Origin of the sequence: Pseudomonas extremorientalis (assembly GCF_001870465.1) — a bacterium.
Taxonomy (GTDB): Bacteria; Pseudomonadota; Gammaproteobacteria; order Pseudomonadales; family Pseudomonadaceae; genus Aquipseudomonas; species Aquipseudomonas extremorientalis.
Genome location: NZ_MDGK01000003.1, coordinates 1 through 25,316 on the forward strand (window position 1 = coordinate 1; position 25,316 = coordinate 25,316).

Here is a 25,316-nt window from a genome sequence, read left to right on the forward strand (position 1 = left end):
CGAGGTGTTGGGATTGGGGCTGCTGCGCAGCCCAACGCGGGGCAAGCCCGCTCGCCACAACAAGCCCTTTGACCTCAGCAAGCCCGTTCACCTCAGCAAGCCCGCGCACGGCATCAATCCAACGCCAACTCCACCACCCCACCGTTCAACCGCACCGGCCATACCCGCAAGCGCTGCTCCGGCGCCTCCAGGCACTGCCCGTCTGCCAGGCGGTAATGTTGCTTGTAGATCGGCGCCGCCACCACCAGGTCACCCTTGATGCTGCCGATCAAACCGCGACCGATCACATTCGCCCCCGACTGCGGGTCGTGATTGTCGATGGCATACAGCGTCTGCGCCTGCGCGCCCGGCAGATAGAACAGTGCGACTTGCGCGCCGTCCAGCCACACCACCACGCCGGAGTTGCTCACCAGGTCTTGCTCGCGGCACACCTGCGTCCAGGTGGCCAGGTTGCGTTGGGTAGTGGCTTGGCTCATCAGGCAATCTCCTCGGTGACGGCAATCAGGTTGAGTTCGGCGGCCATGATTGGCCGGCGCTGGCCGCGTTCCTGGACGAAGTGGATGTCCGGGTCGGGGCGTTTGTCGTTGACGAAGGTGCGAAAGCGCTTGAGTTTTTCCGGGTCCTTGAGGGCGTTGGCCCACTCGCATTCGTAGCGGTCGACCACCCGTTGCATCTGCGCTTCGAGTTCGGCGCCCAGGCCCAGGCTGTCGTGCAGGATCACGTCCTTGAGAAAATCCAGGCCGCCGTCCAGGCTCTCGCGCCACACCGAGGTGCGCTGCAGCTTGTCGGCGGTGCGGATGTAGAACATCAGGAAGCGATCAATGTAGCGAATCAGCGTGGCGTCATCCAGGTCGGTGGCGAACAGCTCCGCATGGCGCGGGCGCATGCCGCCGTTGCCGGCGATGTAGAGGTTCCAGCCTTTCTCGGTGGCGATCACGCCCACGTCCTTGCTCTGGGCTTCGGCGCACTCGCGGGTGCAGCCGGACACCGCGAACTTGAGCTTGTGCGGCGAACGCAGGCCCTTGTAGCGGTCTTCGATCAGCAGCGCCATTTTCACGCTGTCTTGCACGCCGTAGCGGCACCAGGTGCTGCCCACGCAGGACTTCACCGTACGCGTGGACTTGCCGTACGCATGGCCGGTCTCGAAACCGGCCGCGATCAATTCGCCCCAGATATCCGGCAACTCGTGCAGCTGTGCGCCAAACAGGTCGATGCGCTGGCCGCCGGTGATCTTGGTGTAGAGGTCATATTTCTTCGCCACTTCACCGATCACAATGAGTTTGTCCGCAGTGATCTCGCCACCCGGAATACGCGGCACCACCGAGTAGGTGCCATTCTTCTGCATGTTGGCCATGAACGTATCGTTGGTGTCCTGCAACGGCACCAGGGACGGATCCATGATCGGCTGGTTCCAGCACGACGCCAGGATCGAGCCCACCGCCGGCTTGCACACGTCGCAACCAGTGTGACCACGGCCATGTTTGGCCAGCAGTTCGTCGAAGGTGACGATGCCTTCCACGCGCACCAGCGCGTACAGCTCCTGGCGGGTATGGGCAAAGTGTTCGCACAGGCTCTTGTCGACACTCACGCCACGGGCGATCAGCTCATGCTCGAACACCTGCTTGAGCAACCCGGCGCAGCCGCCGCAACCGGTGCAGGCCTTGGTCTGCGACTTGAGCAGGCCGAGGTCGCTGCAACCGCCGTCGATGGCAGAGCAGATCGCGCCTTTGGTCACGTTATGGCAAGAGCATACGGTAGCCGATTCCGGCAGCGCACCGGGGCCGAGGGTGGGTGCGCCGCTGGAAGACGGCAGGATCAGGCTGGCCGGTTCAGACGGCAACGCGATGCCGTTCTGCATGTACTGCAGCAACGTGTCGTAGTAGCTGTTATCGCCGACCAATACGGCACCGATCACCTGCTTGCCCGAAGCATCCACCACCAGGCGCCGATAGCTGGCGCTGGCCTCGTCGATGAATTGGTAGCTGCGCGCCCCGGGCGTGTGCGCATGGGCGTCGCCGATGGACCCCACGTCCACGCCGAGCAACTTGAGCTTGGTCGACATGTCGGCGCCCACAAACGGCTCGGCGGTTTGCGCGCAGAGCAGCGCGGCGACGCCCCGCGCCATCTGGTAGCCCGGCGCGACCAGGCCGAACAGGCTGCCGTTCCAGGAAGCGCACTCGCCAATCGCGTAGATATTCGGGTCGCAGCTCAGGCATTCATCGTTGATCACCACACCGCCACGCGGGCCGATGTCCAGGCCGGCCTGGCGGGCCAGTGCGTCCTGGGCGCGGATGCCGGCGGAGAACACGATCAGGTCGGTTTCGAGGAACTCGTCATTGGCAAAGTTCATGCGGTAGCGGTACTGCGCGCCGGCGCTGATCGACTGGGTCGCCCGTGACAAATGCACGCCCACGCCCAGCCGCTCGATCTGCGCCTTGAGCGCCTGGCCGCCGAAGTCATCCAGTTGCACCGGCATCAGGCGCGGCGCGAACTCCACCACATGGGCTTCAAGGCCCAGGCTTTTCAGCGCATTGGCGGCTTCCAGGCCCAGCAGGCCACCGCCCACTACCACACCGCGTCGGGCATTGGCGGCGGCCTTGCGGATCGCATCCAGGTCTTGAAGGGTGCGATACACCAGGCGTGAGTCGCCCTCGGCGCCTTCGATCGGCGGCACGAACGGATAGGAGCCGGTGGCCAGTATCAGCTTGTCGTAGGCGACACAGCCGTCGGCGGTGATCACTTCACAGCGGACGCGATCGATCTCCAGCACCGGCACGCCCAGGTGCAGGGTCACCCCCGGCGTCTGGTACAGCGCAGCGTCGGACAGCGCCAGCGACTCGGCATCGCGCCCGGTGAAATACTCGGACAGATGCACCCGGTCATAGGCGCGCATCGGCTCCTCGCTGAACACGTGCAAACGGTAGTGAGCCAGCGCGCCGCGTTCGATCAGTTGCGCCACACAGTGGTGGCCGACCATGCCATTGCCGACGACGATCAAGGTTTTGAGAGAATTCATAGTAAGCACCTGACAACGCTCATCACGGTTTTAAAAGCAAAAAAAAACGCCTGAAACCTTGCGGTTCCAGGCGTCTTTGCCTGTTCTTGTGCGGGTTCGGATCAGGCGACTGCGCCGGACTCACCGCTATTGCCCTGGTTGTCGATCGTCGTTGACCGAGGTGGGTTGATGGGGAACTTGCAGGGTCTGTGCCAAGCGAAGACAAAGCCCGCACTCAAGGCATCACACGCAAAACAACGGCGATGAAACTGCGCGTAATCGCCTCCAACTGGTGCACCTCGCGTCATAAAAGTGCACAAACCCCTTCTGTGGCGAGCGGGCTTGCCCCGCGTTGGGCCGCGTAGCGGCCCTAAAGGAAAACGCCGCGATCTTTCTGGAAGCTCGCGGCGTCTGGATCAAGGCTGCTTCGCAGCCCAACGCGGGGCAAGCCCGCTCGCCACAAAAAAACCTGGCGCGTGACTTGCTAGGAACACTCCAACCAGGCAGTCAACGCAGACTGCCCTCTCACGACAAAGGCGCCGTGTAACCCCCGTTCTGAACGGAGGGTTACAAGGCGCCTTTTTTGTTTATACGGGTTTCAGATGGCCAACCAAAACATACGCAGTGTGTGTCCCTATTGTGGCGTGGGCTGCGGCATCATCCTGCAGGTCGAGCACAATAAAGTGGTCAAGGTGATCGGCGACAAGGCCCACCCCACCAACTTCGGGCGCCTGTGCACCAAGGGCACTACCTGCGGCCAGGCCATCGCCGAGTCCGGCCGCATGGAGAACGCCTATGTGCGCCAGGCCCGCGACCATGACCCCGTACGCCTCGGCATGGACAAGGCCATCAGCGAAACCGCCCGGCGCCTGCGCCAGACCCTCGACACACACGGCCCGGACGCGCTGGCCTTCTACGTATCAGGCCAGATGTCGCTGGAGTCCCAGTACCTGATCAACAAATTGGCCAAGGGCTTTGTGCGCACCGCCAACATCGAGTCCAACTCGCGCCTGTGCATGGCCAGCGCCGGCAGTGGCTACAAACTGTCCCTCGGTTCCGACGGCCCACCGGGCTCCTATGAAGACTTCGACCGCGCCGACCTGTTCTTCGTGATCGGCGCGAACATGGCCGACTGTCACCCCATCCTGTTCCTGCGCATGATGGACCGGGTCAAGGCCGGGGCGAAGCTGATCGTGGTCGACCCCCGGCGCAGCGCCACGGCAGACAAGGCCGACCTGTTCCTGCCGATCAACCCCGGCACCGACCTGGCCCTGCTCAATGGCCTGTTGCACCTGCTGGTGAAAAACGGCCATACCGATCCTGCCTTCATCGCGAACTTCACCGAAGGCTGGGAGGCGATGCCGCCATTTCTGGAGGACTATTGCCCCGAGCACGTCGCCGCCATCACCGGCCTCGCCGAAGCGGATATCCGCCAAGCCGCCGACTGGATCGGCCAGGCCACCGAGTGGATGAGCTGCTGGACCATGGGCCTCAACCAGAGCACCCACGGCACCTGGAACACCAACGCGCTGTGCAACCTGCACCTGGCCACCGGCGCCATTTGCCGCACAGGCAGCGGGCCGTTTTCCCTCACCGGCCAACCCAATGCCATGGGCGGGCGTGAGATGGGCTACATGGGTCCGGGCCTGCCGGGGCAGCGCTCAGTGTTGGTGGACGCGGACCGCGCCTTCATCGAAAACCTGTGGCAGATCCCCCACGACAGCCTGCCGCGCCAGGCCGGCAGTGGCACCGTGGCGATGTTCGAGCAGATGGCCGCCGGCCGGATCAAGGCCTGCTGGATCATCTGCACCAACCCGGTGGCCAGCGTGCCCAACCGGCAAACCGTGATCAACGGCCTGCACACCGCCGAGCTGGTGATCAGCCAAGACGCCTTCCTCGACACCGAGACCAACCGCTACGCCGACATCCTGCTGCCCGGCGCACTGTGGGCCGAGGCCGAGGGCGTGATGATCAACTCCGAGCGCAACCTGACCCTGATGCAAAAGGCCGTGGACGCGCCCGGCGAGACCCTGCCCGACTGGCAGATCATCGCCCGGGTCGCCTGTGAGATGGGCTTTGCCGAGGCCTTCACCTACGCATCCGCCGCCGAGGTCTTTGAAGAAATCAAACAGGCCTGGAACCCCAAGACCGGCTACGACATCCGTGGCGCCAGCTACCCGCGCCTGCGTGAAAACCCTGTGCAATGGCCCTGCGCATCGGTTGAGGCAGCGCACCGCAACCCGATCCGCTACCGCCATGGCGGCACCCTCACCTTCGCCACCGAAAGCGGCAAGGCGCGGTTCTTCGCTCGCCCGCATATGCCGCCCGCCGAGATGCCCGACGACGGATTTCCCTTCGTACTCAACACCGGTCGTGTGCAGCACCAATGGCATACCCTGACCAAGACCGGCAAGATCGCCACCCTGAACAGACTCAACCCCGGCCCCTTCGTCGAACTGCACCCCGAAGACGCCGCCCGCCTGGGCATCAAGGACAAGGACCGGGTCGAAATACGCTCCCGACGCGGCCATGCCGTGCTGCCCGCCGTAGTCACCGACCGCGTGCAGCCGGGCAACTGTTTTGCGCCGTTTCACTGGAACGACGTGTTCGGCGAACACCTGGCGATCAACGCAGTGACCCATGATGCGGTGGACCCGATTTCCCTGCAGCCGGAGTTCAAGTGCTGCGCCGTCGCCCTCAGCCGTGTCGAGCTGATCGACCACCAGTTCCTCGACCTCCCTTCCTCCGTAGCAGAGGACACCGCCATGTCGCGCCTCGACGCCTTCGCTGACATCACCGGCATCCGCCACCTATCGCCACCGCCCCTGAGCGACAACGAACGCACCTACCTCGCCGGCTTCCTCAGCGGCTTGCACACCAGCGCCGCGCGCCAGGGTTTCGGCGTACCGACCCTGCCGGCGACTGCGCCGCTGACCGAGGCGTCACGCTTATGGCTGAACGGCTTGCTCGCCGGCTTGTTCAGTCCTACTGAACCCCTCGCCGCGCCCTCCCCGGCCGTCACCCTGCTGTGGGCCTCGCAGACCGGCAATGCCGAAGCCCTGGCCGAACGCTTTGCCAAGCGCCTGCGCGAAACAGGCATCAGCGTGGAACTGAGCGCGATGGCGGATTTCCCCGCGAGCAAACTGGCAAGCACCCACACCCTGGCGCTGATCAGCAGCACCTTTGGCGACGGCGACCCGCCCGACAACGGCGAAGGTTTCTGGCACAGCCTGCGCACCGCCGAGACTCGCCTGGAGTCGTTGCGCTTTGCGGTATTGGCCTTGGGCGACGCCAACTACGACCAGTTCTGCAACCACGGCAAGCAACTGGACCGGCGCTTGCTGGAACTGGGGGCAACGCGCCTGCTGGAACGGGTGGACTGCGACACTGAATTCGAAGCCGCCGCGGATGCCTGGCTGGCGCGGTTCCAACAGGCACTCAACCCGGCAAAACCGGTGGCACCGGCCACTCCCGCCGGTAAAACCAAGCTGTACGGCTCGCGCCTGCTGCTCAACCGCCATCTCAACCCGCACAGCGCGCACAAGGAAACCCGCCAGTTCGCCCTGGACCTGGCCGACTCCGGGCTGACCTATGAAGCCGGGGATGCGCTGGGTATACGGCCACGCAACTGCCCCGAACTGGTCAGCGAACTGCTCGACCTCACCCGTCTGAACGCCAGTACTTGCGTGAACATCGACACCTTCGGCGATGTGCCGTTGCAACAGGCCCTCACCCAGCACTTCGAAATCGCCCGGCCCAGCAGCGACACCCTGGCCTTCATCGCCGAGCGCAGCGTCAACCCGGGTCTCAAGCACTTGCTCAACCCCGAGCACAAGGCCGAACTCAATGACTGGCTGTGGGGTCGGCAACTGGCGGATGTGTTGCAGGAATACCCCATCGAGTGCTCGGCGGACGAGCTGCTGGGCACCCTCAAGCGTCTGCAACCGCGCTTATATTCGATCGCCTCCAGCGCCAAGGCGTACCCGCACGAGGTGCACCTCACCGTGGCCGCTGTGCGTTATGGCAAGCGCAAAGGCGTGTCCTCGACCTTCCTCGCCGACCGCGTCGGTGACGGGGAAGTGCCGCTATTCGTGCAACCGTCGAAACACTTCCGCACGCCCACCGACGCAGAGGTGCCGATGATCATGATCGGCCCCGGCACCGGCATCGCGCCGTTCCGTGGGTTCTTGCAGGAACGCCGGGCGCTGGGTCATCAGGGGCGCAACTGGCTGTTCTTCGGTGAACAGCACGCCGCCAGCGACTTCTACTACCAAGACGAGTTGCAAGGTATGCAGCGCGATGGCCTGCTCACCCACCTGAGCCTGGCGTTCTCCCGCGACCAGGCGCAAAAGGTGTATGTGCAGGACCGCATCCGCGAACAGGGTGCCGAGCTGTGGCGCTGGCTACAGGACGGCGCCAGGCTGTACATCTGCGGCGATGCCAGCCACATGGCCAAGGACGTCGACCAGGCCTTGCGCCAGGTCGCGCAAACCCACGGCGGGCTTGGCGTTGAGGGCGCCGTGGAGTACTGGCGGCAGATGAGCGAACAGAAACGTTATCTGCGTGATGTGTATTGATTGGATACAGAACAATACGCACTTTGTATTGTGTACAAAAAACCCTAAAGATTTATCGGTGCCAGGCCGAAACAGCAGTGATAGCAAATCGCCTGATTCCTGATCAAGGAACGCAGCGATTTGGCCGCCCTTCACGCTGATGGTCGTCTCGATGAAAATAAAAAATAAGCTGGTCCTGGCATTTGTCTCTGTTGCATTTATTCCGGTCAGCCTGGTGGCCGTGATTTCGGTCATGAACACGCGGACCCAGGCGGTGGATCAGTTCATCGATGGCAGCACCCGGGAGATTCGCCAGATCGACGGCAACATTCGCCAGTTCTTCGATGGCACGTTGCAAAACGTCGATCAGATGGCCACTGATCCTGTATACACTTCCGTCAGCACGCTGAAGAACTACCAGGCCGCCGATGCCGCCAGCCAACCGCTGCCGGCCGAGGCTCAAGCCGTGATCGAGCGCTTCGCACGCTTTGGCGCCACCCACCCGGCGGCGGCGATCCTGTCCATCGGCCTGGAAGACGGCACCTACGCCAAATGGCCGGATGACCCCCAACTGGCCAAATACGATCCGCGCACCCGCCCCTGGTACAAGGCGGCCATGGCCAGCCCCGGTAAAACCGTGCGCACCCCCGCGTATTACTACGACAAGGACGATGTAGCATTGGTGGGCACAGCCCGGGCGATGCTGGAAAACGGTAAGGCCAAGGGCGTGTTCGTGGTCAGCGTCTCCCTGAAAAACCTCACCGAACTGGTCAAGAGCATCAAGCTGGGCGAAAGCGGCTACGTGATGCTGATCGAAGACGGCGTGGTGCTGGTGGATCCGCGTGACGCCGCCCACAGCTTCAAGCCGCTCAAGGACCTGGGCGCGCCCTATGCGCAGCTGGCCGACACACCTCAGGGATCTACTGAGGTGGTGATCGACGGCGTGCGCTACATGGCCAACGTGTGGACCTCCCCCGGCCTTGGCTGGCGCTATATCGGCCTGATCGAACACCGTGAAGTCATGGCCGAAGCCACGCGCATGACCTACCTCACGGCCATCATCGTCGGCGTGCTGGTGCTGATTTTCGGGCTGATCGCGGCGGCGTTCTCCAAGGTCATCGTCAAGCCCATCGGCCAGGTCAGCACCGGCTTGCAGTCCATCGCCCAGGGCGAAGGCGACTTGCGCCACGAACTGCAGGTGCAGGGCAAGGATGAAACCGCCGAGCTGGCCGGCTGGTTCAACAAGTTCCTCGCGGCGATCCGCCAACTGATCCAGCACATCGGCGCGGCGTCGGCCAATTTGCAGAACGCTTCCAAGGTCAACAGCGAGGTGGCGCACAATATGAACGAGGCGGCCGGACGCCAGCGCGAGGCCGTTGAATTGGTGTCGACCGCATTCAATGAAATGGTCGCCACCGCCAACGAAGTCGCCCGCTCCTGCAGCGGCGCCGCGGAGTCCGCCGAAAACGGCCACCGTCGCGTGGCCGAGGGCAAGCAGCAGATCGAAGTCACCACCGACAACGTCAACCGCCTGGGGCGCCGTCTCACCGAGTCGTCCCAGGCCATGGTCGAACTGGAAGCTGGCAGCCGCAGCATCAACCAGATCCTCGGCACCATCCGCGCGATTGCCGAACAGACCAACCTGCTGGCCCTCAACGCCGCCATCGAGGCCGCCCGTGCCGGTGACCAGGGCCGTGGCTTCGCGGTGGTGGCCGATGAAGTGCGAGCCCTGGCCAAGCGCACGTCCGACTCCACCGGCGAGATCGAGCAACTGCTCGGCACCCTGGAAAACAAGACCCAGGAAGTCACCCAGAAGATGGGCAGTTGCCTGGACTTGTCGCGGGCCAGTGTGTCATCCATCGAAAGTGCGCGGGACAGCTTCGAAGGTATCCAGACGTCGGTGAACGAGATCCGCGACCAGAACCTGCAGATTTCTGCCGCCGCCGAGGAACAACACAGCGTGGCCGAAGAGATCAACCGGCACATCCAGCAGATCTACGACGAGGCACGCCTGGTGGAGAGCCTGGCCAACTCGGCGCAGGACGACTCGGGGCGCTTGTCCACTCTGTCGGATGAATTGAATGGATTGGTGGGGCGCTTCAAGTCCTGAGGAAGTCAGTGCTCTGGCGCCACATGGCAAACGCTCAAATGCGCGATTGCGCAACCATCCAGGCCTGGAACGCCTGAAGTCGAGCCGTGAATGTTTCACGGTCGGCACTCGGGTTCCGGGCCTCGAACAAAAAGAAGGCCACCTGAGTCATCTTGGATGGGTACTCCTTTACGAACAGCGCCACATGCATTTCCAGCGTATGCGGCCACGATGCCTGCTCACCGCAGAGTATCTGGGTGGCTCTGAGCAGCTTGCGTGACGCTTCGCGCTGCAGGCGGAGTCGCTCCTGTTCGTTGGCGGCATGTGCGATGCGGCCAAGGTAAGCGGTGAGCACCGCTTCAAAGTCACCGTTCACGGCCAGGGCAATATCCAGTGATGGCCGAAACCGCTCGAACTGCGCCGACAGATCATTGCCCCACACGCACCGGCAGTGGTGCTTGAGCCAGAATCCCCAGCTGTTGCCGTTTTCGATGGCCAGTACCTGTGCGCGGCTGCCGATATCGAAATCCACCTTGGTGACTTGCGGGTACCGCACGGCCAGGTCACATCGCACCCGCTCCAACCGCTCCAAAACTGCAGAAGTCGGCGGCTCACATAGCACCACCGTCAGATCAAGATCGGAAACGCCCGGCAGCGCATCGCCACGCGCGACGCTGCCATAAAGATAAAGGCCGTCCACTCCCAAGTCAGGCTGCGAGAGCACGTTGCAGGCAGCCTCGAGCAGTGGCTGAAACTCACGCTGCACGGGGACGTGGGGAACCGTAAGGATAAAGCCCTCGGCGTCCACCCCCACGGATTGCGCCGGGCTCATGGGTGATGCCTCTCGATCACCAGGCCTTCAGCCTCGCTCGGTACACTGAAATGGCGGGTAATCAGATCAAACTCAGCATCAGTGGCGGCAAAGTCATGCTCACCCTGGGCGTTGCGCGCATGCAGCCTGGCCCGGCAGGTGGCGTCATCCAGTTCCAGGTAGTGCAGGCAGTGCCGGGCCTTGGCGGCGTGTGCCAACCCCAGCAGCCATTCGCGACTGGCCACTGTATTGGCAGGGAAATCCAGCACCACGTCGAGGCCCGACTGCAGCACATTGATCACCAAGGGGCCCAGTACGCCGCGAATACGCTGGGCGCATTTGATGTAATCCGCAATCGCGTGGATTTCACCGGGGTAAAGCGTGGCGAGCCAGTGGTCTTCACTGAGCACAATGGCAGCGTGCTCAGTGGCGAGGGTCTTGGCGAGCGTGGACTTGCCGGAGGCGATCTTGCCGCAGAGCAAATGCAGGGTTGGCATGGGGCGGTTCCTTATGTCAGTCCCGCCAGCATGACCGCCATGGATTGATCACACAACGCCCCGTTTCCAATGCTCGTGGAACGCCAGGGCCGCGACATTCTTGTCCTTGGCTTCGAGCATGATGTCGAAGCGGTCGAGAAACTGCAGCGCATAATCGTTGGTCCAGCGGTTCCACATCTGTGCGCTGTGGGCGTAGAGGTCGCGCTTGGACACCACCTGCAACAACGCGTCCATTTCCAGCTTGTGCTCGGCATCAAAGCCCAGCTCTTGCAGGCTCTCCGGGGGCTGGGAGTAATGCATGGTCGGTCGCACGCCGCGCCAGCTTTCAATCACCCGGGCGACCCGCTCCGAGTGGGGGTCGATGTAGTCGTTTTCGTTGATCCAGCAGTGGTGGATGTCCAGGACCACCGGTGCCAGGTCGGCGACTTGCAGGCAATGGTCCAGGCCATAGGTCTTTTCGTCGTTCTCGAACGTGATGCAGTTGCGCGCCACCTCCGACAGGCGCGACCACACGGCGCGGGTGCCTTCCACGCCGAGGCGGCCGGCGATATGCACGTTGCACTTGAGGTCCTGGAAGCGCCGGCCATAACCCATCATGCGGATCATGTCGGCGTGGTATTCGAATTCGGCAAGGCTGTTTTCCACCACGCCGGGGTTTTCGGAGCCGAGTACACAGTATTGGCCCGGGTGGAATGACAGGCGGATATCCGAGGCGCGGGCCAACTCACCGATGGCGGTAAAACCCTCAACCAATTGACGCTCGATAGCCGGGTCCTTGTAGACGCTGGCCACTTTGGCATGGCTGTAGAACGGCAACAGGTCGCTGCTCAAGCGCAGCATGCGCAGGGTCGAAGGCAATTCAGCGACATACGCCAGCAGGCGCAATTGAGCGGCCAGGTTGTGCGTGACCACTTCCACCAGTTTGTCCCGGGCCACCTGCGGTGTAACGCTGTCCATCCAACGCAACGTGGTGGTGCGCGGGTTGAACGGACCTTCGATCAGCTTTTGGGCGCTGGCCGACAGTAGCCGTTCGGGATGTTTGTATTGGCACGCGAAGCCAATGCGAGGGTGAGTCATGGAGGCGCCTGGCGTAGGAAAAAGGAGCGAATGATACGGGGTTAGTCCGGGGTCGACCCAGGCGGGTTCCCACTATTTCGAAACGTTTCACGCTGAACTTTCTCACCGGCGCTGCGTTCACTTCTTATGCGCTGCCCCGTCCAGGGGCGTTGTACAACAAGGAGCCGCCCCCGTATGACTACCCTCCCCGTTTACCGATATGCCCCAGGGCCGCTGCATGCGACCTTGCTCGCCGGCACCGTGCCGTTGTTTCTTGGTGCCTTGCTCAGCGACATTGCCTACACCCAGACCTACCAGATCCAATGGGCCAACTTCGCCTCCTGGCTGATTGCCGGCGCGTTGGTGTTTGCCGGTTTCGCGTTTCTGTTCGCGCTGGTCAACCTGCTGCGCGCCGAGCACAAGGCCGGTCAACCCACTCGCTATGTGCTGTTGCTGTTGGCCACTTGGGTACTGGGCCTGGTCAATGCCTTCCAGCATGCCAAGGACGCCTACGCCTCGATGCCCGGCGGCCTGATCCTGTCGGCCATTGTCTTGCTGCTGACGTTGGCGGCCACCTGGACCGGCCTGCGTTCGGGAGGTGTCAAATGAAAACGTCCAGCACCCTGACCCTATTGAGCGCCGCGCTGTTGCTGAGTGCCTGCGGTGGCGGAGGCGACAAGACCCAGGCCCGTGGCCCCGATCCCAAGCTGCCGGAACAGCAAAGCAGCCTGTTGCCGAGCATGAAAATCGCCGAACCTGCGCCCTGGGGCGAACAGAAACCCAAGGTGCCGGACGGCTACAGCATCACCGCGATTGCCACCGACCTGGCCATCCCGCGCCAGACCCTGGTGCTGCCCAACGGCGATATCCTGGTTGCCGAAGGCCGTGGCGGCAGTGCGGCCAAGCTCAAGCCCAAGGATGTGATCGCCAGCCTGATCAAGGCCGAGGGCAACACCAAGGTCAAGAGCGGCAACCGCCTGACCCTGCTGCGCGACGCCGATGGTGACGGCACCTACGAACTCAAGACCGTGTTCGCCGACAACCTCAACGCCCCCTACGGCCTGGCGTTTGCCAACGGCAAACTCTACGTGGCCAACCAGGACGCACTGGTGAGCTTCGACTACGCCGACGGCCAGACCAAAGCCAGCGGCCCGCCGAGCACCGTCACCGACCTGCCGGCGCAGATCAACCATCACTGGACCAAGTCCCTGGCCGTGAGCGCCGATGGCAGCCAGCTTTATGTGGGCATCGGCTCCAACAGCAACGTCACCGAACGCGGCATGGAAGTGGAGATCGACCGCGCGATGGTCTGGCAGATCGATGCCGCCACCGGTGCGCACAAGCCCTACGCCACTGGCTTGCGCAACCCCACGGCGCTGACCATCCAGCCGGACACCGGACAACTGTGGACGGTGGTCAACGAGCGCGACGAACTGGGCCCGGACCTGGTGCCGGACTACCTGACCTCGGTGCGTGAAGGCGCGTTCTACGGCTGGCCGTACAGCTACTGGGGTCAGAACGTCGACCCACGCGCCCAACCGCAGAACCCGGCCAAGGTGGCCGCCGCGATCAAGCCGGATTACAGCCTGGGCTCCCACGTGGCCGCCCTTGGCGTGGACTTTTCCATCCCGCAGATGGGCGAGCAGTTTGCCGATGGTGTGTTCGTCGGCGAGCACGGCAGTTGGAACCGCGACAACCCGGTGGGCTACAAGGTGATCTTCGTGCCGTTCAGCAATGGCAAGCCGTCCGGTGAGCCCATCGACTTCGCCACCGGCTTTCGCGGCGACGACGGCAAGACTCGTGGGCGCCCGGTGGGTGTGACGGTGGACCCGAAAGGTGCGCTGATCATTGCCGATGACCTGGCCAATACCGTTTGGCGCGTGACGCGGAACCGCTAAACAAAATGTTTGACATGGTTGCCTGAAGCAACAATATTGTTGCCTCAGGCAACCATTCGAGCATTTCAGCATGTCCACCCCCTTGCTTGTCGAACGCGCCGGCATCGTGCGCGGCTTCAACCGCTTCTACACCCACCAGATCGGCGTGTTGCAGGAACACTTGCTGCAAAGCGACTACTCCCTCACTGAAATCCGCGTGATGTACGAGTTGTCTTCCCGGGGGGACCTTACCAGCGCCGACCTGTGCCAGATGCTCGGCCTCGACGCGGGTTACCTGAGCCGGCTGACCAGTGGCTTTGAAAAGCGCGGCCTGATCCAGAAAGTCCGCTGCGCCACCGACGCCCGCGCCGTGCAATTGCACCTCACCGACCACGGCCGCGCCGTGCTGGCGCCGCTGGAGCAGCAAACCCAGCGCGAAGTCATCGCCCTGCTCGAGAGCCTGCCCGAACCGCAACAGCAACAACTCACCGAAGCGATGAAGCGCATCCAAGCTCTGCTGCAAGGCACCGCGCCCAGCTATCTGTTGCGTGACCCGCAACCCGGCGACATGGGCCGCGTGGTGCAGCAGCAAACCGCGATCTATGCCCGTGAATACGGCTGGAATTGGGAATTCGAAGCGCTGGTGGCGGAGATCGTCGCCAAGTATCTGCGCGAATATGACCCCACGTGCGAGCGCTGCTGGATCGCGGAAAAGGACGGCGAGGTGGTGGGCTCGGTGTTCGTGATCCGCCATGACCAGACCACGGCCAAGCTGCGCATGCTCTACGTGGATGCCAGCGCACGGGGCATGGGTATTGGCCAGCGCCTGGTGGATGAGTGCGTACGTTTTGCCCGCCAGGTGGGCTACACACGCATGCTGCTGTGGACCGTGGATATTCTGACCGACGCGCGCAAGCTGTATCAGAAAGCCGGGTTCGAGCTGGTGGAGGAAGAGCCGATGGTCAGCTTCGGCAAAGCCCTGGTCAGCCAGACCTGGGCTCGCCCGCTGTGAAACAGCCCCGCGCCATGGCGGCGCGGGACGTGGAGCCTTACAGGTCAGTGATTTCCTTGTGGCGCGGCACCAACGTCTTCATCACGCTCCAGGCCACCAGGTAGGCCAGCGCACAGATCGCGAACATGATCATGTAGCCGGTATGGATGTCGTTGATGGACTTGTAGTAGTCGAACACCCAGCCGCCGATCTTGGTCATGACCACGCCGCCCAGGCCGCCGGCCATGCCACCGATACCGACCACCGAGGCCACGGTTTTCTGCGGGAACATGTCCGAGACGGTGGTGAAGATGTTGCACGACCACGCCTGGTGCGCCGAGGCGCCCACACCGATCAGCAGTACCGGCACCCAGAAGCTGATATAGCCCAACGGCTGGGCCAGCAACACCACCAGCGGGAACAATGCGATCACCAGCATGGCTTTCATGCGCCCGTCGTACGGTGCATCGCCGCGCGCCATGAAGTAGCAGGGGAACCAGCCGCCACCAATGCTGCCGACCATGGTCATGCTGTACAGCACCGCCAGCGGCATGACGATATCGGCGCCTTTCATGCCGTACTGCGCCGACAGGTAGGTGGGCAGCCAGAACAGGAAGAACCACCACACGCCATCGGTCATGAACTTGCCGAAGGCAAAGGCCCAGGTCTGGCGATAGGTGAGCAACTTGAACCACGAGACTTTTTTCTCCACGGCGCCGGCCGGTGACGGGGTGAACGGCTGCACGGTCTGGTCACTGCGGATGTAGGCCAGTTCTGCGGCCGACAGGCGTTTTTGCTCCTCCGGCTTGCGGTAGAGCGCGATCCACACCGCGACCCACACGAAGCCGAGCCCGCCGATGACGATAAACGCCGCTTCCCAGCCCCACAGACCGGCAATCAATGGCACGCAGATCGGCGCCAGGATCGCGCCCACGTTGGCGCCGGAGTTGAAGATACCGGTGGCCAGCGAGCGTTCTTTCTTGGGGAAATATTCGGCTGTGGCCTTGATCGCGATCGGGAAGTTGCCCGCCTCGCCAATCGCCAGTACCGCACGGGACAACATGAAGCCGGCAATCGACACCGGGATCACCGCCAGGCCGATCGCGCCGCTGATGACCGCGATGCCCTCGCCCATCGGCACCGAGAAGGCATGCATGATCGCGCCCGTGGACCAGATGCCAATCGCCACCACATAGGCCGCCTTGGTGCCGATCTTGTCGACGAAGCGCCCGGCGAACAGCATGGAGATCGCGTAGACAAACTGGAACACCGCCGCGATGTTCGCGTAATCGGTGTTGCTCCAGCCAAATTGCGTGGACAACTGCGGTGCCAACAGGCTGAGCACCTGGCGGTCTAGGTAGTTGACGGTAGTCGCGAAGAACAGCATCGCGCAGATGGTCCAGCGATAGTTGCCTACCGCTTGGCCAACGCGGTGAGCGTGGATGGGCTCGTTCAAGTTCATGGCATCACTTTTTATTTTTGTTAGGTAGGACATATGTAACGTCATATGTCGTCGTACAACTGCGACTTTTATATCGGGCCGCCTACCGGCTGTCAATCTGAAAGATTGCCGTTTATCGAGGTTCTACGTGGGTCTGTAAAAGGTCAGGCAAATACAGTTGTAGGATGACAAATACGCATGACCAGGCTGGGCGCTTTGCCCGGTACATCGTCGAGCACACCAAAAGGCTGCATGCCGATCTTTTCCAGCACCCGGATCGAGGCCCCATGATCCGGTCGCACCAGCCCGAACACCTCGGGCAACCCCAGGCTGTCGAATGCCAGTGCCAACGCGTCGCGCCCCAACTCGGTGGCATAGCCCTGCCCCCAGGCCTCCACCGCAAGACGGTAACCCAGGTTGATGCGCCGCTCGGTCAGGTAGTTGAGCGGCGCGATACCGCCGAAGCCGATGATGTGGTCCGGCGTCTCGCGCCGTGCAATTGCCCACCAGCCGTACCCTTGGGTCGCCCACTGTTCACGCCAGTGATCCAGCAGGCGCTGCGCCGCCGCCAGGCTGGCCATGGGGCCCGATGGGTTGAACAGGTTGGTCTGCGGGTCGCCGAAGATCGCGAACAATCGCTGCAGGTCGCCCGGCTGCGGCTGGCGGTAGACAAGGCGGGAATGGGCGGCTGGCATTCGCATAACTCGTGTGTGGGCGGACAAAGTTCAATCCATCTGCAAAAAAACGCAAATAGTGGTGAATTATTTCATGTCCGCTTGTATCTGAAGTGACAGAGCGGTGCCATCGCAGTGATGGCGCCTCCCCTGTTCTGCTTTAGAGTGCCCCGCATGAAATTACGTAAGAAAAGCGTCAAGCCCATCGGATTGAAAGACATCACCATCGTCGACGACACCAAGGTGCGCAAGGCGATCACCGCCGCCGCCCTGGGTAACGCCATGGAATGGTTCGACTTTGGCGTCTATGGGTTTGTCGCCTATGTGCTCGGCAAGGTGTTCTTCCCCGATGCCTCGCCCAGCGTACAAATGATCGCAGCACTGGGCACCTTCTCCGTGCCGTTCCTGATCCGTCCCCTGGGTGGCCTGTTCTTCGGTGCACTGGGTGATAAATACGGGCGGCAAAAGGTCCTGGCCGCGACCATCGTGATCATGTCCCTGAGCACCTTCGCCATCGGCCTGATCCCCTCCTACGCCTCGATTGGCATCTGGGCGCCGATCCTGCTGTTGCTGTGCAAAATGGCCCAGGGGTTTTCGGTGGGTGGCGAATACACCGGTGCGTCGATCTTCGTCGCGGAGTATGCGCCGGACCGCAAGCGCGGCTTCCTCGGCAGCTGGCTGGACTTCGGCTCCATCGCCGGCTTCGTGCTGGGCGCCGGTGTGGTGGTGCTGATTTCCAGCATCCTGGGCGAAGCCGACTTCGAGTCATGGGGCTGGCGCCTGCCGTTCTTCCTTGCCCTGCCCCTGGGCATCATCGGCCTGTACCTGCGTCACGCCCTGGAGGAAACCCCGGCGTTCCAGCAGCACATGGACAAAATGGAACAGGGCGACCGTGAAGGCTTGACCCACGGCCCCAAAGTCTCGTTCAAGGAGGTCGCGACCAAGCACTGGCGCAGCCTGCTGACCTGCATCGGTATCGTCGCGGCCACCAACGTGACGTACTACATGCTGCTCACCTACATGCCGAGCTACCTGTCCCATAACCTGCACTACAAAGAAAACAGCGGCGTGCTGATCATCATCGCGATCATGGTCGGCATGCTGTTCGTGCAGCCGTTCATCGGTTTTGTCAGCGACAAGATCGGCCGCAAGCCGTTCATCATCGCTGGCAGTATCGGTCTGCTGTTCCTGTCCATTCCGGCGTTTATGCTGATCACCAGCGGCAAGATCGGCCTGATTTTCGCCGGCCTGCTGATCCTCGCGGTGATCCTCAACTTCTTCATCGGCGTAATGGCCTCCACACTCCCCGCGATGTTCCCCACTCACTTGCGCTACAGTGCATTGGCCAGTGCGTTCAATGTCTCGGTATTGATCGCCGGTGTCACGCCGACCGCCGTGGCCTGGCTGGTGGAAAGCACCGACAACCTGTACATGCCCGCCTACTACCTGATGGTGTTTGCGGTGGTCGGCCTGGTCACTGGCCTGACCATGAAGGAAACCGCCAACAAGCCATTGCGTGGCGCAGCGCCGGCGGCGTCGGACATGGAAGAAGCCAAGGAGTTGTTGCAGGAACATCACGACAACATCGAGCAAAAGATCGAAGATATCGACGCGCGGATTGCCGAATTGGAAGCCAAGCGCCAGACCCTGGCGCAGCAACATCCGCGTATCAACTGAAGCCTGACCCTGCATGGCGGCCCCACCCGCCGCCATGTTTCTGGAGAGTTCAACCATGGTTCCAAGCGTCACCGCACCACAGTCGTTGCTCAGCGCAGATGAACGCGCCGCCATTGCCGAAATAGAAGCCACCACCAGCATCCTGCAACTGGTTACCCGCCTGACCGGCATGCGCTTCGCCGGCATCGCCAAATTCACCGACCTGGAATGGGTGGTCTGCTCCGTGCATGACACCGTCGACATGGGCATTCATGTCGATGACGTGCTTGAGCTGGAAACAACATTGTGCAGCGAGTTCTGTATCAACCCACAGACCCTGTTCATCCCGCAGATCAGCCAGAGCGGCCGCTTCGCCGCACGTCCGGTGGTCAAGCAATTCGCCATCGAGAGCTATGCCGGTGCACCGATCTTCCTGCCCGACGGCCGTCTGTTCGGCGCGCTGTGTGCACTGGATTCGCGGGCAATGTTGTTCGAAGATCCCAACCTGCCGGAAACCCTCAGCCTGTTTGCTCGGCTGATCGGCTGCATTTTTTTCGCCAACCTGACGACCAGCGATACCTGAGCGTTCAGTTTTCCAGCAGCGCCGCCGATAACCAGAGATACCCCTGACTTGCAGCGCTGCCCTGCGGGAAACAATGCCGAACACTCTCGTCCCGATCACCCGAACGTTCTCCAACCGCACCAGCCTGTCGCTGACACGGACCTCACTGTTCAATTTCACGGCCCTGTTGGTCCTGGTATTTGCAGCAGCAGCCTACTCGCTGATCTACCTGGCCCATGACCTGGACCACGCCGAGCAAGAGGAAAACGCGTTTTACACGCGTAAAGCCGTGCAGTCCCTGGAAAAATCGCTGCGGGTGACCGTCAAGGACTACGCCTTCTGGAGCGACGCCTACAAGCACTTGCACCTGAAGGTGGACACCGATTGGGCCTACGGTCGCGGCAACGTCGGCGCCACACTGTTCCAGGATTTCGGCTTCCAGGGGCTGTTTGTGGTCAACGACGCCAACCGCACGGTATACGCCGTAGTCGAAGGCGAGCTGCAACCCATTGACCTTAGCGACTGGCTCGCCCAGCCCATCACCCAGGTCCTCGAGCAGGCTCGTGCCGGAGCCGAACAGGAAACGCCGGTCACCGCCTTCATCAACGTGCGCGGCAGCCCGGCACTGGTGGCCGCAGCCGCCATCACGCCCGGCACCGACCCCACGGTGAAGGTGGATGGGCGCCCTGCGTCGGTACTGGTGTTTGTCGACATTCTCGACAGCGCCCACCTGGCCCTGATCGGCAATGATTTCGGGGTGAATCAACTGCATATCGCCAGCACCGATGAGGTCGGCAATACCTTGCTGGTCCCCCTGGGCGAAAACGGTGCTGCCGGCAGCCTGCATTGGCAGCCGGCGCGCCCAGGTGTGCGGTTGATGGGTGTTGGCTTGCCGCTGCTGGGCCTGGCCGCATTGCTGGTATGCCTGATGACCTGGGTGATCCTGCGTCGCGCCAGTGCCGCTGCCCTCGCCTTGGATGCCAGCCATGCGTCGCTGCTAGACAGCCAGAATGCCCTGACTACCAGTGAAGCGCGCTTTCGCGATGTGGTGGAAGCCAGCTCCGATTGGGTCTGGGAAATCGACGCCGGCTGGCGTTTCACGTACTTGTCGGAGCGCTTCGAGAACGTAACCGGCCTGGCCCGTCATACCTGGATCGGCGCCGCCATCAACGAGCTCCTGGACACGGAAGCCGGCGCGCTTTCGCAATGGCTGAACACGCCCAGCCGTACCGCGGACCTCAGCGTGCAATGCCGCTACGTCGACGCCCACGGCCAGGAACGCACCACACGGCTTGCGGCAAGGCAAATGCCCTGTGGCGGTTTCCGCGGAACCGCCACCGACGTGACCGAGGAAGTCGAAGCACGGCGGCGCATTGAATTCCTGTCTCAGCACGACGCACTCACCGGGCTGGCCAACCGAACGCGCCTGCAAGCGTTCCTCGACGACAAGCTCAAGACACTGCCTGCGTCGGGGCAGCCTTTGGTCATGCTCAGCCTGGACCTGGACCGCTTCAAACCGGTCAACGACCTGCTCGGGCACGCCGCAGGCGACCACGTGCTCAACGAAGTGTCGACCCGCCTGGCCGATTGCGTGCGCCACGGCGACCTGGTGGCCCGGGTGGGTGGCGATGAGTTTGTGATGATCCTCACGAATGCGGGTACCCAGGACGATGTCGAGTCCTTGTGCCTGCGCTTGATCGAGTCCGTTGAACAGGCGGTCAGGATCGGTGAGCAGGAAGTGTTCGTCAGCGCGAGTATCGGCATCGTGCTGGCCCCCGACGATGCCAGCGAAGCCGCCGAACTGCTGCGTTATGCCGATATCGCGCTATACGAAGCCAAGGCTGCTGGCCGCAACACCTGGCGGTTTTACTCAGGGGAGATGAATGCACGGATCATCGAGCGTCGCCGCCTGGAAAGCGACCTGCGTTTTGCAATCAAGCACAATGAACTGCGCCTGCACTTCCAACCACGCTATCGCATTGCCGATGGGCGGATGGTCGGCGCCGAAGCGCTGGTGCGCTGGCAGCACCCACAGCGCGGGCTGATTCCACCCGACACCTTCATACCGATTGCCGAAGAGTCCGGGCTGATCCTGTCGCTGAGCGACTGGGTACTGCAAACCGCCTGCGCCTGCGCCGCCCAGTGGCCCGAAGCACTGTTTGTGTCGGTGAACCTGTCGTCCACGGAGTTCAAGCGTGGCGACCTGGTAGAGCGCATTCGCAACGCCCTCACGACCTCGGGGATCGATCCGGCGCGAGTGGAACTGGAAATCACCGAAAGCGTGATGCTCGAAGACGCGGCGGGCGCACTGGCGGTAATGCACACCCTCAAACGCCTGGGCATACGTATTGCCATGGATGACTTCGGCACCGGGTATTCCTCGTTGAGCTACCTTCGGGCCTTCCCCTTCGACGGGTTGAAGATCGACCGCAGCTTCCTCAGCCGCCTGGAAGACAGTGAGGATGACAAGGCGATCATTCAGGCCATCGTCGGCCTGGGGCGTGCCCTGGCATTGACGGTGACCGCCGAGGGTATCGAGACCTCCGGGCACCTGGAGATGCTCCGGGCGGTGTCCTGCGACGAAGGCCAGGGCTACTACCTCAGTCGGCCGCTGGATATCGACACGTTCAACGGGCTGCTCGGCACTAGCGGAAAAACTGACTCGGCGTCTTGCCAAACTGTTTCCTGAACATGCTGGTGAACGCACTCGGGCTGTCATAACCCAGCTCCATGGCGATATCGATCACCTTCTCGCCCACTGCAATGCGCTCCAGCGCCAGCAGCAAACGTGCCTGCTGGCGCCATTGGCCGAAGGTCATGCCGGTTTCCTTGCGAAACAGGCGCTGGATGGTTTTCTGGTCCAGGTGCAGGCGCTCGCTCCAGTCCGCCACGGTGGAGGCATCGCCCGGCTCTTCCTGCAGCGCCAGGCAGATGCGTTGCAGCCGAGGGTCGACGGGCTGCGGCAAGGACAGCGGTAACGCCGGCAGGATCGCCAGTTCATCGAGGATCAGGTGCATGATCCGCGCATCCCGCGAGTCTTCGGCGTACGGCGGCTTCAGGCTCACGGACGCCTTGATCAGCTCGCTCAGCAACGGCGAGATACTCACGGTTTTCGGCTCGCCGGGCATGTTCGGGAAGCGATCCGGGCGCACAAACACGCTGCGCATTTTCAGGGTGCCCACGCAACGCAGTGAATGCACGTGCCCGGCGGGCATCCAGATGCCACGGTTGGGCGGCACGGTCCACTGGTTCAGCGCCGAGTACACCACCATCACGCCTTCGATGGCGTAGAGCAGTTGATGCTTCTCGTGGCTGTGGTCGGGGATCACCCAGTTCTCCGGGTAATCGGTGGCGGAACTGATGACAGCCCAGGCGCCTTCGTTGATTTCCTGGAGAAATTCGTTCAGAGGTTTGATCATTTCGCCCTTTTTGCGACAGTTGCCGCCCCAATTGCGCGAGACAGGCATTACTGACAAATCTAGCATGAACGCCGAATCATTTTGTAATGGATGGCCACCTTAAGAAGTGACCGCCTCTGATTAGCTGCCTTGTATGGAATGCCTGCATGTCGACCCTTACCGCGTCACCCGCCGCTGCAACCACTGCACCCCAGGCCAGCCCGTTGGTCATGCGCATCCTCGGTGCCTGCGCCCTGGCCCACTTGATCAATGACCTGATCCAGGCTGTGCTGCCATCGATCTACCCGATGCTCAAGGCCAACTACGGCCTGACATTTACCCAGGTCGGGCTGATCACTCTCACCTTCCAGTTGACCGCCTCCCTGCTGCAACCCTGGATCGGCTATCACACCGACCGCCACCCCAAACCCTGGCTGCTGCCGGCGGGCATGGTGTGCACCCTGGTCGGCATCCTGATGCTGGCGTTTGTCGGCAGCTTCCCGGCGATCCTGCTGGCGGCGGGCCTGGTGGGCGTGGGCTCGTCGACCTTCCACCCGGAAACCTCCCGCGTCGCGCGCCTGGCCTCCGGCGGGCGCTACGGCCTGGCGCAGTCGACCTTCCAGGTCGGCGGCAACACCGGCAGCGCCTTGGGCCCTCTGCTCGCAGCGGCGATCATCATCCCCTACGGCCAGGGCCATATCGCCTGGTTCGGGCTGTTTGCGGTGTTTGCCATCCTGGTGCTGTATGGCTTGAGCCGCTGGTACCGTCACCACCTCAACCTGTTCAAGCTCAAGCAAGGCGGCAAAGCCACCCATGGCCTGTCCAAAGGCCGCGTGACCTTTGCCCTGGTGGTGCTGGCCGTACTGGTGTTCTCCAAGTACTGGTACATGACCAGCCTGACCAGCTACTTCACCTTCTACCTGATCGAGAAATTCCAGCTGTCGGTCGCAAGCTCGCAGATGTATTTGTTCCTGTTCCTCGGCGCCGTGGCCGTCGGCACCTTCGCCGGCGGGCCGATCGGCGACAAGATCGGCCGCAAGAAAGTCATCTGGTTCTCGATCCTCGGCGCGGCACCGTTCACCCTGGCCCTGCCCTACGTCGACCTGTTCTGGACGGCGGTACTCAGCGTGGTGATCGGGTTCATCATCGCATCGGCCTTCTCGGCCATCGTGGTGTATGCCCAGGAACTGGTGCCCGGCAATGTGGGCATGATCGCCGGGATCTTCTTCGGCCTGATGTTCGGCTTCAGCGGGATTGGCGCGGCGCTGCTCGGTTTGCTGGCGGACACCCACGGCATCGAGTATGTCTACAAACTGTGCTCGTTCCTGCCGCTGGTGGGCATCCTGACCCTGTTGCTGCCCTCGACCAAAGGCGCCTGACCACGCCCGTTACCCGCTTGGCGCAGGCAAGCACGCCTGCGCCAGGCCAATCCGTGCTTAAATCCTTGTTTGGCAGCTTCCCGTGGGTTTCTGCTCGCCGCCTCCACAAGGACTCCCCACATGCGCCTGCCCGACTTCATTCTTGCGAACCTCGAACCGATCCTGCAGGCCTGGGAAGACTTTGCCGATACGCTCAAGACTCCCGGCGCCGACCTTGATCGTGTTGGCCTGCGTGACCACGCCGAGCAGATGTTGCGCGCCATCGTGCTTGACCTGCGCACCACCCAGACCGTCCAGGAGCAAATCGCCAAGGCCCAGGGCATGGCCCCGCAGAGTGAAGAGGAAACCCCGGCTGAAACCCATGCGATGACCCGGCTGATGGCCGGCTTCTCCATCGACCAGATGGTCTCCGAATACCGCGCGTTGCGCACCAGCGTGCTCAGCCAGTGGCTCAACCAGGTCAAGCACGGCACGACGCTGGAAATCGACGACATGAACCGCTTTCATGAAGCCATCGACCAGGCATTGGCGGAGTCCATCGCCAGTTACTCGCGCGCGGTCGAAGCCTCACGCAATGTGTTCCTGGGCATACTTGGCCATGACCTGCGCACGCCCCTGGGCGCGATTCTGCTGGGGGCCGATATGCTCAGATGCTCGCCCACCCTGGACAAGCGCGGCACTCGCGTGGCCACGCAGATCTACACCAGTGTCCGACGCGCCAGCCAGATCGTCGGCGACCTGCTGGATTTGACGCGCAGCCAGATGGGCCCGGGCATCCCGGTCAAGCGCACACCCATCGACCTGGCACCGCTGTGCGAACGTATCGTTGAAGAAATACGCGCCTTTCACCCGCACGCCGACATCCTGTTCGAAGCCCAAAGCCCGGCCACGGGTGCGTTCGATGGCCCGCGCATGGAGCAGGTGTTTTCCAACATCATTAGCAACGCCGTGCAACACGGCGCTGTGCAGTCGCCGATCACGGTGCGATTGTCGGCTGCGGCAGAAACGGTGCTCTTTACCGTGCACAACCACGGCAATCCGATTCCGGCCGAAGTGCTGCCGTTTATCTTCAATCCCATGGGGCGCTTTTCCCAACGTTCGGCGACCGAGCCCAGCCCGGCGGAAGGCTTGGGGCTTGGCTTGTTTATCGCCTCGGAAATCGTGACGGCCCATCACGGCGAGATCCAGGTTGAGTCAGATCCGGCATCCGGCACAGTATTCCGCGTGACGGTCCCGGTACGGTGACAGGCACACGTTGATAGCCGTTCGCCAGTAAGGCTCCGAAAAGGCCGCGCGAACGCTTACAATCGCGGTTTTCAACGCAAACCTGGCAG

General features: G+C 62.5%; 18 protein-coding genes and 1 pseudogene. 11 read left to right on the plus strand and 8 right to left on the minus strand.

From position 1 onward, the window contains the following. Positions 1-113: 113 nt before the first annotated feature. Positions 114-476, minus strand: coding sequence for a nitrite reductase small subunit NirD (gene nirD, locus BFN10_RS00040; RefSeq protein WP_071487881.1), 363 nt, complete (start codon positions 474-476; stop codon positions 114-116). After that, a complete protein-coding gene (nirB, locus tag BFN10_RS00045) occupies positions 476-3,016 on the minus strand; it encodes a nitrite reductase large subunit NirB (protein ID WP_071487882.1) in 2,541 nt (846 codons plus the stop codon). Before nirB ends, nirD begins: the two co-directional genes overlap by 1 nt. Before the next feature lie 581 nt (positions 3,017-3,597). Here nirB and BFN10_RS00050 point away from each other — a divergent pair. The 3 genes and pseudogenes from BFN10_RS00050 to BFN10_RS29955 all read left to right on the plus strand — a co-directional run bounded on the left by BFN10_RS00050 (position 3,598) and on the right by BFN10_RS29955 (position 9,661). Next, a complete protein-coding gene (locus BFN10_RS00050; protein WP_071487883.1) occupies positions 3,598-7,572 on the plus strand; it encodes a bifunctional nitrate reductase/sulfite reductase flavoprotein subunit alpha in 3,975 nt (1,324 codons plus the stop codon). Positions 7,573-7,804: 232 nt separating this feature from the next. Further along, a pseudogene (locus tag BFN10_RS29950) lies at positions 7,805-8,806 on the plus strand (cache domain-containing protein); the annotation flags it as partial. A gap of 87 nt (positions 8,807-8,893) precedes the next feature. Continuing rightward, positions 8,894-9,661 (plus strand): methyl-accepting chemotaxis protein, encoded by a 768-nt coding sequence (locus BFN10_RS29955; protein WP_371322060.1) that lies wholly within the window; start codon positions 8,894-8,896, stop codon positions 9,659-9,661. 34 nt (positions 9,662-9,695) lie between these two features. Here BFN10_RS29955 and BFN10_RS00060 read toward each other — a convergent pair whose 3' ends face one another. Genes BFN10_RS00060 through BFN10_RS00070 form a run of 3 tightly spaced genes read right to left on the minus strand, consistent with a single transcriptional unit; the run spans position 9,696 to position 12,025 of the window. Continuing rightward, a complete protein-coding gene (locus BFN10_RS00060; RefSeq protein ID WP_071487884.1) occupies positions 9,696-10,472 on the minus strand; it encodes a nucleotidyltransferase domain-containing protein in 777 nt (258 codons plus the stop codon). Further along, positions 10,469-10,948, minus strand: coding sequence for a P-loop nucleotide/nucleoside kinase family protein (locus BFN10_RS00065; protein ID WP_071487885.1), 480 nt, complete (start codon positions 10,946-10,948; stop codon positions 10,469-10,471). The genes BFN10_RS00060 and BFN10_RS00065 overlap by 4 nt, the downstream gene beginning before the upstream one ends. A 48-nt stretch (positions 10,949-10,996) precedes the next feature. Continuing rightward, entirely contained in the window at positions 10,997-12,025 is a 1,029-nt protein-coding gene (locus BFN10_RS00070; RefSeq protein WP_071487886.1) for an apurinic/apyrimidinic endonuclease family protein, read from the minus strand. 174 nt (positions 12,026-12,199) lie between these two features. On the opposite strand from BFN10_RS00070, the gene BFN10_RS00075 reads away from it, so the two are divergent. The 3 genes from BFN10_RS00075 (at position 12,200) to BFN10_RS00085 (ending at position 14,893) form a co-directional block, all read left to right on the plus strand. Then, complete coding sequence (locus BFN10_RS00075; RefSeq protein WP_071487887.1) at positions 12,200-12,613, plus strand: DUF2231 domain-containing protein; 414 nt, start codon at positions 12,200-12,202, stop codon at positions 12,611-12,613. Then, positions 12,610-13,902 (plus strand): PQQ-dependent sugar dehydrogenase, encoded by a 1,293-nt coding sequence (locus BFN10_RS00080; RefSeq protein WP_071487888.1) that lies wholly within the window; start codon positions 12,610-12,612, stop codon positions 13,900-13,902. The genes BFN10_RS00075 and BFN10_RS00080 overlap by 4 nt, the downstream gene beginning before the upstream one ends. A gap of 70 nt (positions 13,903-13,972) precedes the next feature. Next, positions 13,973-14,893 carry a bifunctional helix-turn-helix transcriptional regulator/GNAT family N-acetyltransferase gene (locus BFN10_RS00085; RefSeq protein WP_071487889.1) on the plus strand — a complete coding sequence of 307 codons (921 nt, stop codon included), beginning with the start codon at positions 13,973-13,975 and terminating at the stop codon, positions 14,891-14,893. A gap of 37 nt (positions 14,894-14,930) precedes the next feature. Here the strand turns inward: BFN10_RS00085 and BFN10_RS00090 are convergent, their stop codons facing one another. Together BFN10_RS00090 and BFN10_RS00095 are read right to left on the minus strand one after the other, a co-directional pair. Further along, positions 14,931-16,334: an MFS transporter gene (locus BFN10_RS00090; RefSeq protein WP_071487890.1), complete on the minus strand. Its 1,404-nt coding sequence runs from the start codon at positions 16,332-16,334 to the stop codon at positions 14,931-14,933. A gap of 143 nt (positions 16,335-16,477) precedes the next feature. After that, positions 16,478-17,008, minus strand: a complete 531-nt coding sequence (locus BFN10_RS00095) for a GNAT family N-acetyltransferase (RefSeq protein ID WP_071487891.1) — start codon at positions 17,006-17,008, stop codon at positions 16,478-16,480. Positions 17,009-17,161: 153 nt separating this feature from the next. Between BFN10_RS00095 and proP the strand changes: the two genes are divergently transcribed. The 3 genes from proP (at position 17,162) to BFN10_RS00110 (ending at position 21,894) form a co-directional block, all read left to right on the plus strand. Next, positions 17,162-18,664 carry a glycine betaine/L-proline transporter ProP gene (gene proP / locus BFN10_RS00100; RefSeq protein ID WP_071487892.1) on the plus strand — a complete coding sequence of 501 codons (1,503 nt, stop codon included), beginning with the start codon at positions 17,162-17,164 and terminating at the stop codon, positions 18,662-18,664. Between the two features lie 55 nt (positions 18,665-18,719). Next, positions 18,720-19,226, plus strand: coding sequence for a GAF domain-containing protein (locus tag BFN10_RS00105; RefSeq protein WP_071487893.1), 507 nt, complete (start codon positions 18,720-18,722; stop codon positions 19,224-19,226). Positions 19,227-19,299: 73 nt separating this feature from the next. After that, positions 19,300-21,894: a bifunctional diguanylate cyclase/phosphodiesterase gene (locus BFN10_RS00110; protein WP_071487894.1), complete on the plus strand. Its 2,595-nt coding sequence runs from the start codon at positions 19,300-19,302 to the stop codon at positions 21,892-21,894. Here the strand turns inward: BFN10_RS00110 and BFN10_RS00115 are convergent. Continuing rightward, positions 21,851-22,672, minus strand: a complete 822-nt coding sequence (locus BFN10_RS00115) for an AraC family transcriptional regulator (protein WP_071487895.1) — start codon at positions 22,670-22,672, stop codon at positions 21,851-21,853. The two genes, BFN10_RS00110 and BFN10_RS00115, sit on opposite strands and share 44 nt — an antisense overlap. Positions 22,673-22,770: 98 nt before the next feature. On the opposite strand from BFN10_RS00115, the gene BFN10_RS00120 reads away from it, so the two are divergent. Then, positions 22,771-23,982: an MFS transporter gene (locus tag BFN10_RS00120; protein ID WP_071487896.1), complete on the plus strand. Its 1,212-nt coding sequence runs from the start codon at positions 22,771-22,773 to the stop codon at positions 23,980-23,982. 120 nt (positions 23,983-24,102) lie between these two features. Next, a complete protein-coding gene (locus BFN10_RS00125; RefSeq protein WP_071487897.1) occupies positions 24,103-25,227 on the plus strand; it encodes a sensor histidine kinase in 1,125 nt (374 codons plus the stop codon). The last annotated feature ends 89 nt before the right edge of the window (positions 25,228-25,316 follow it).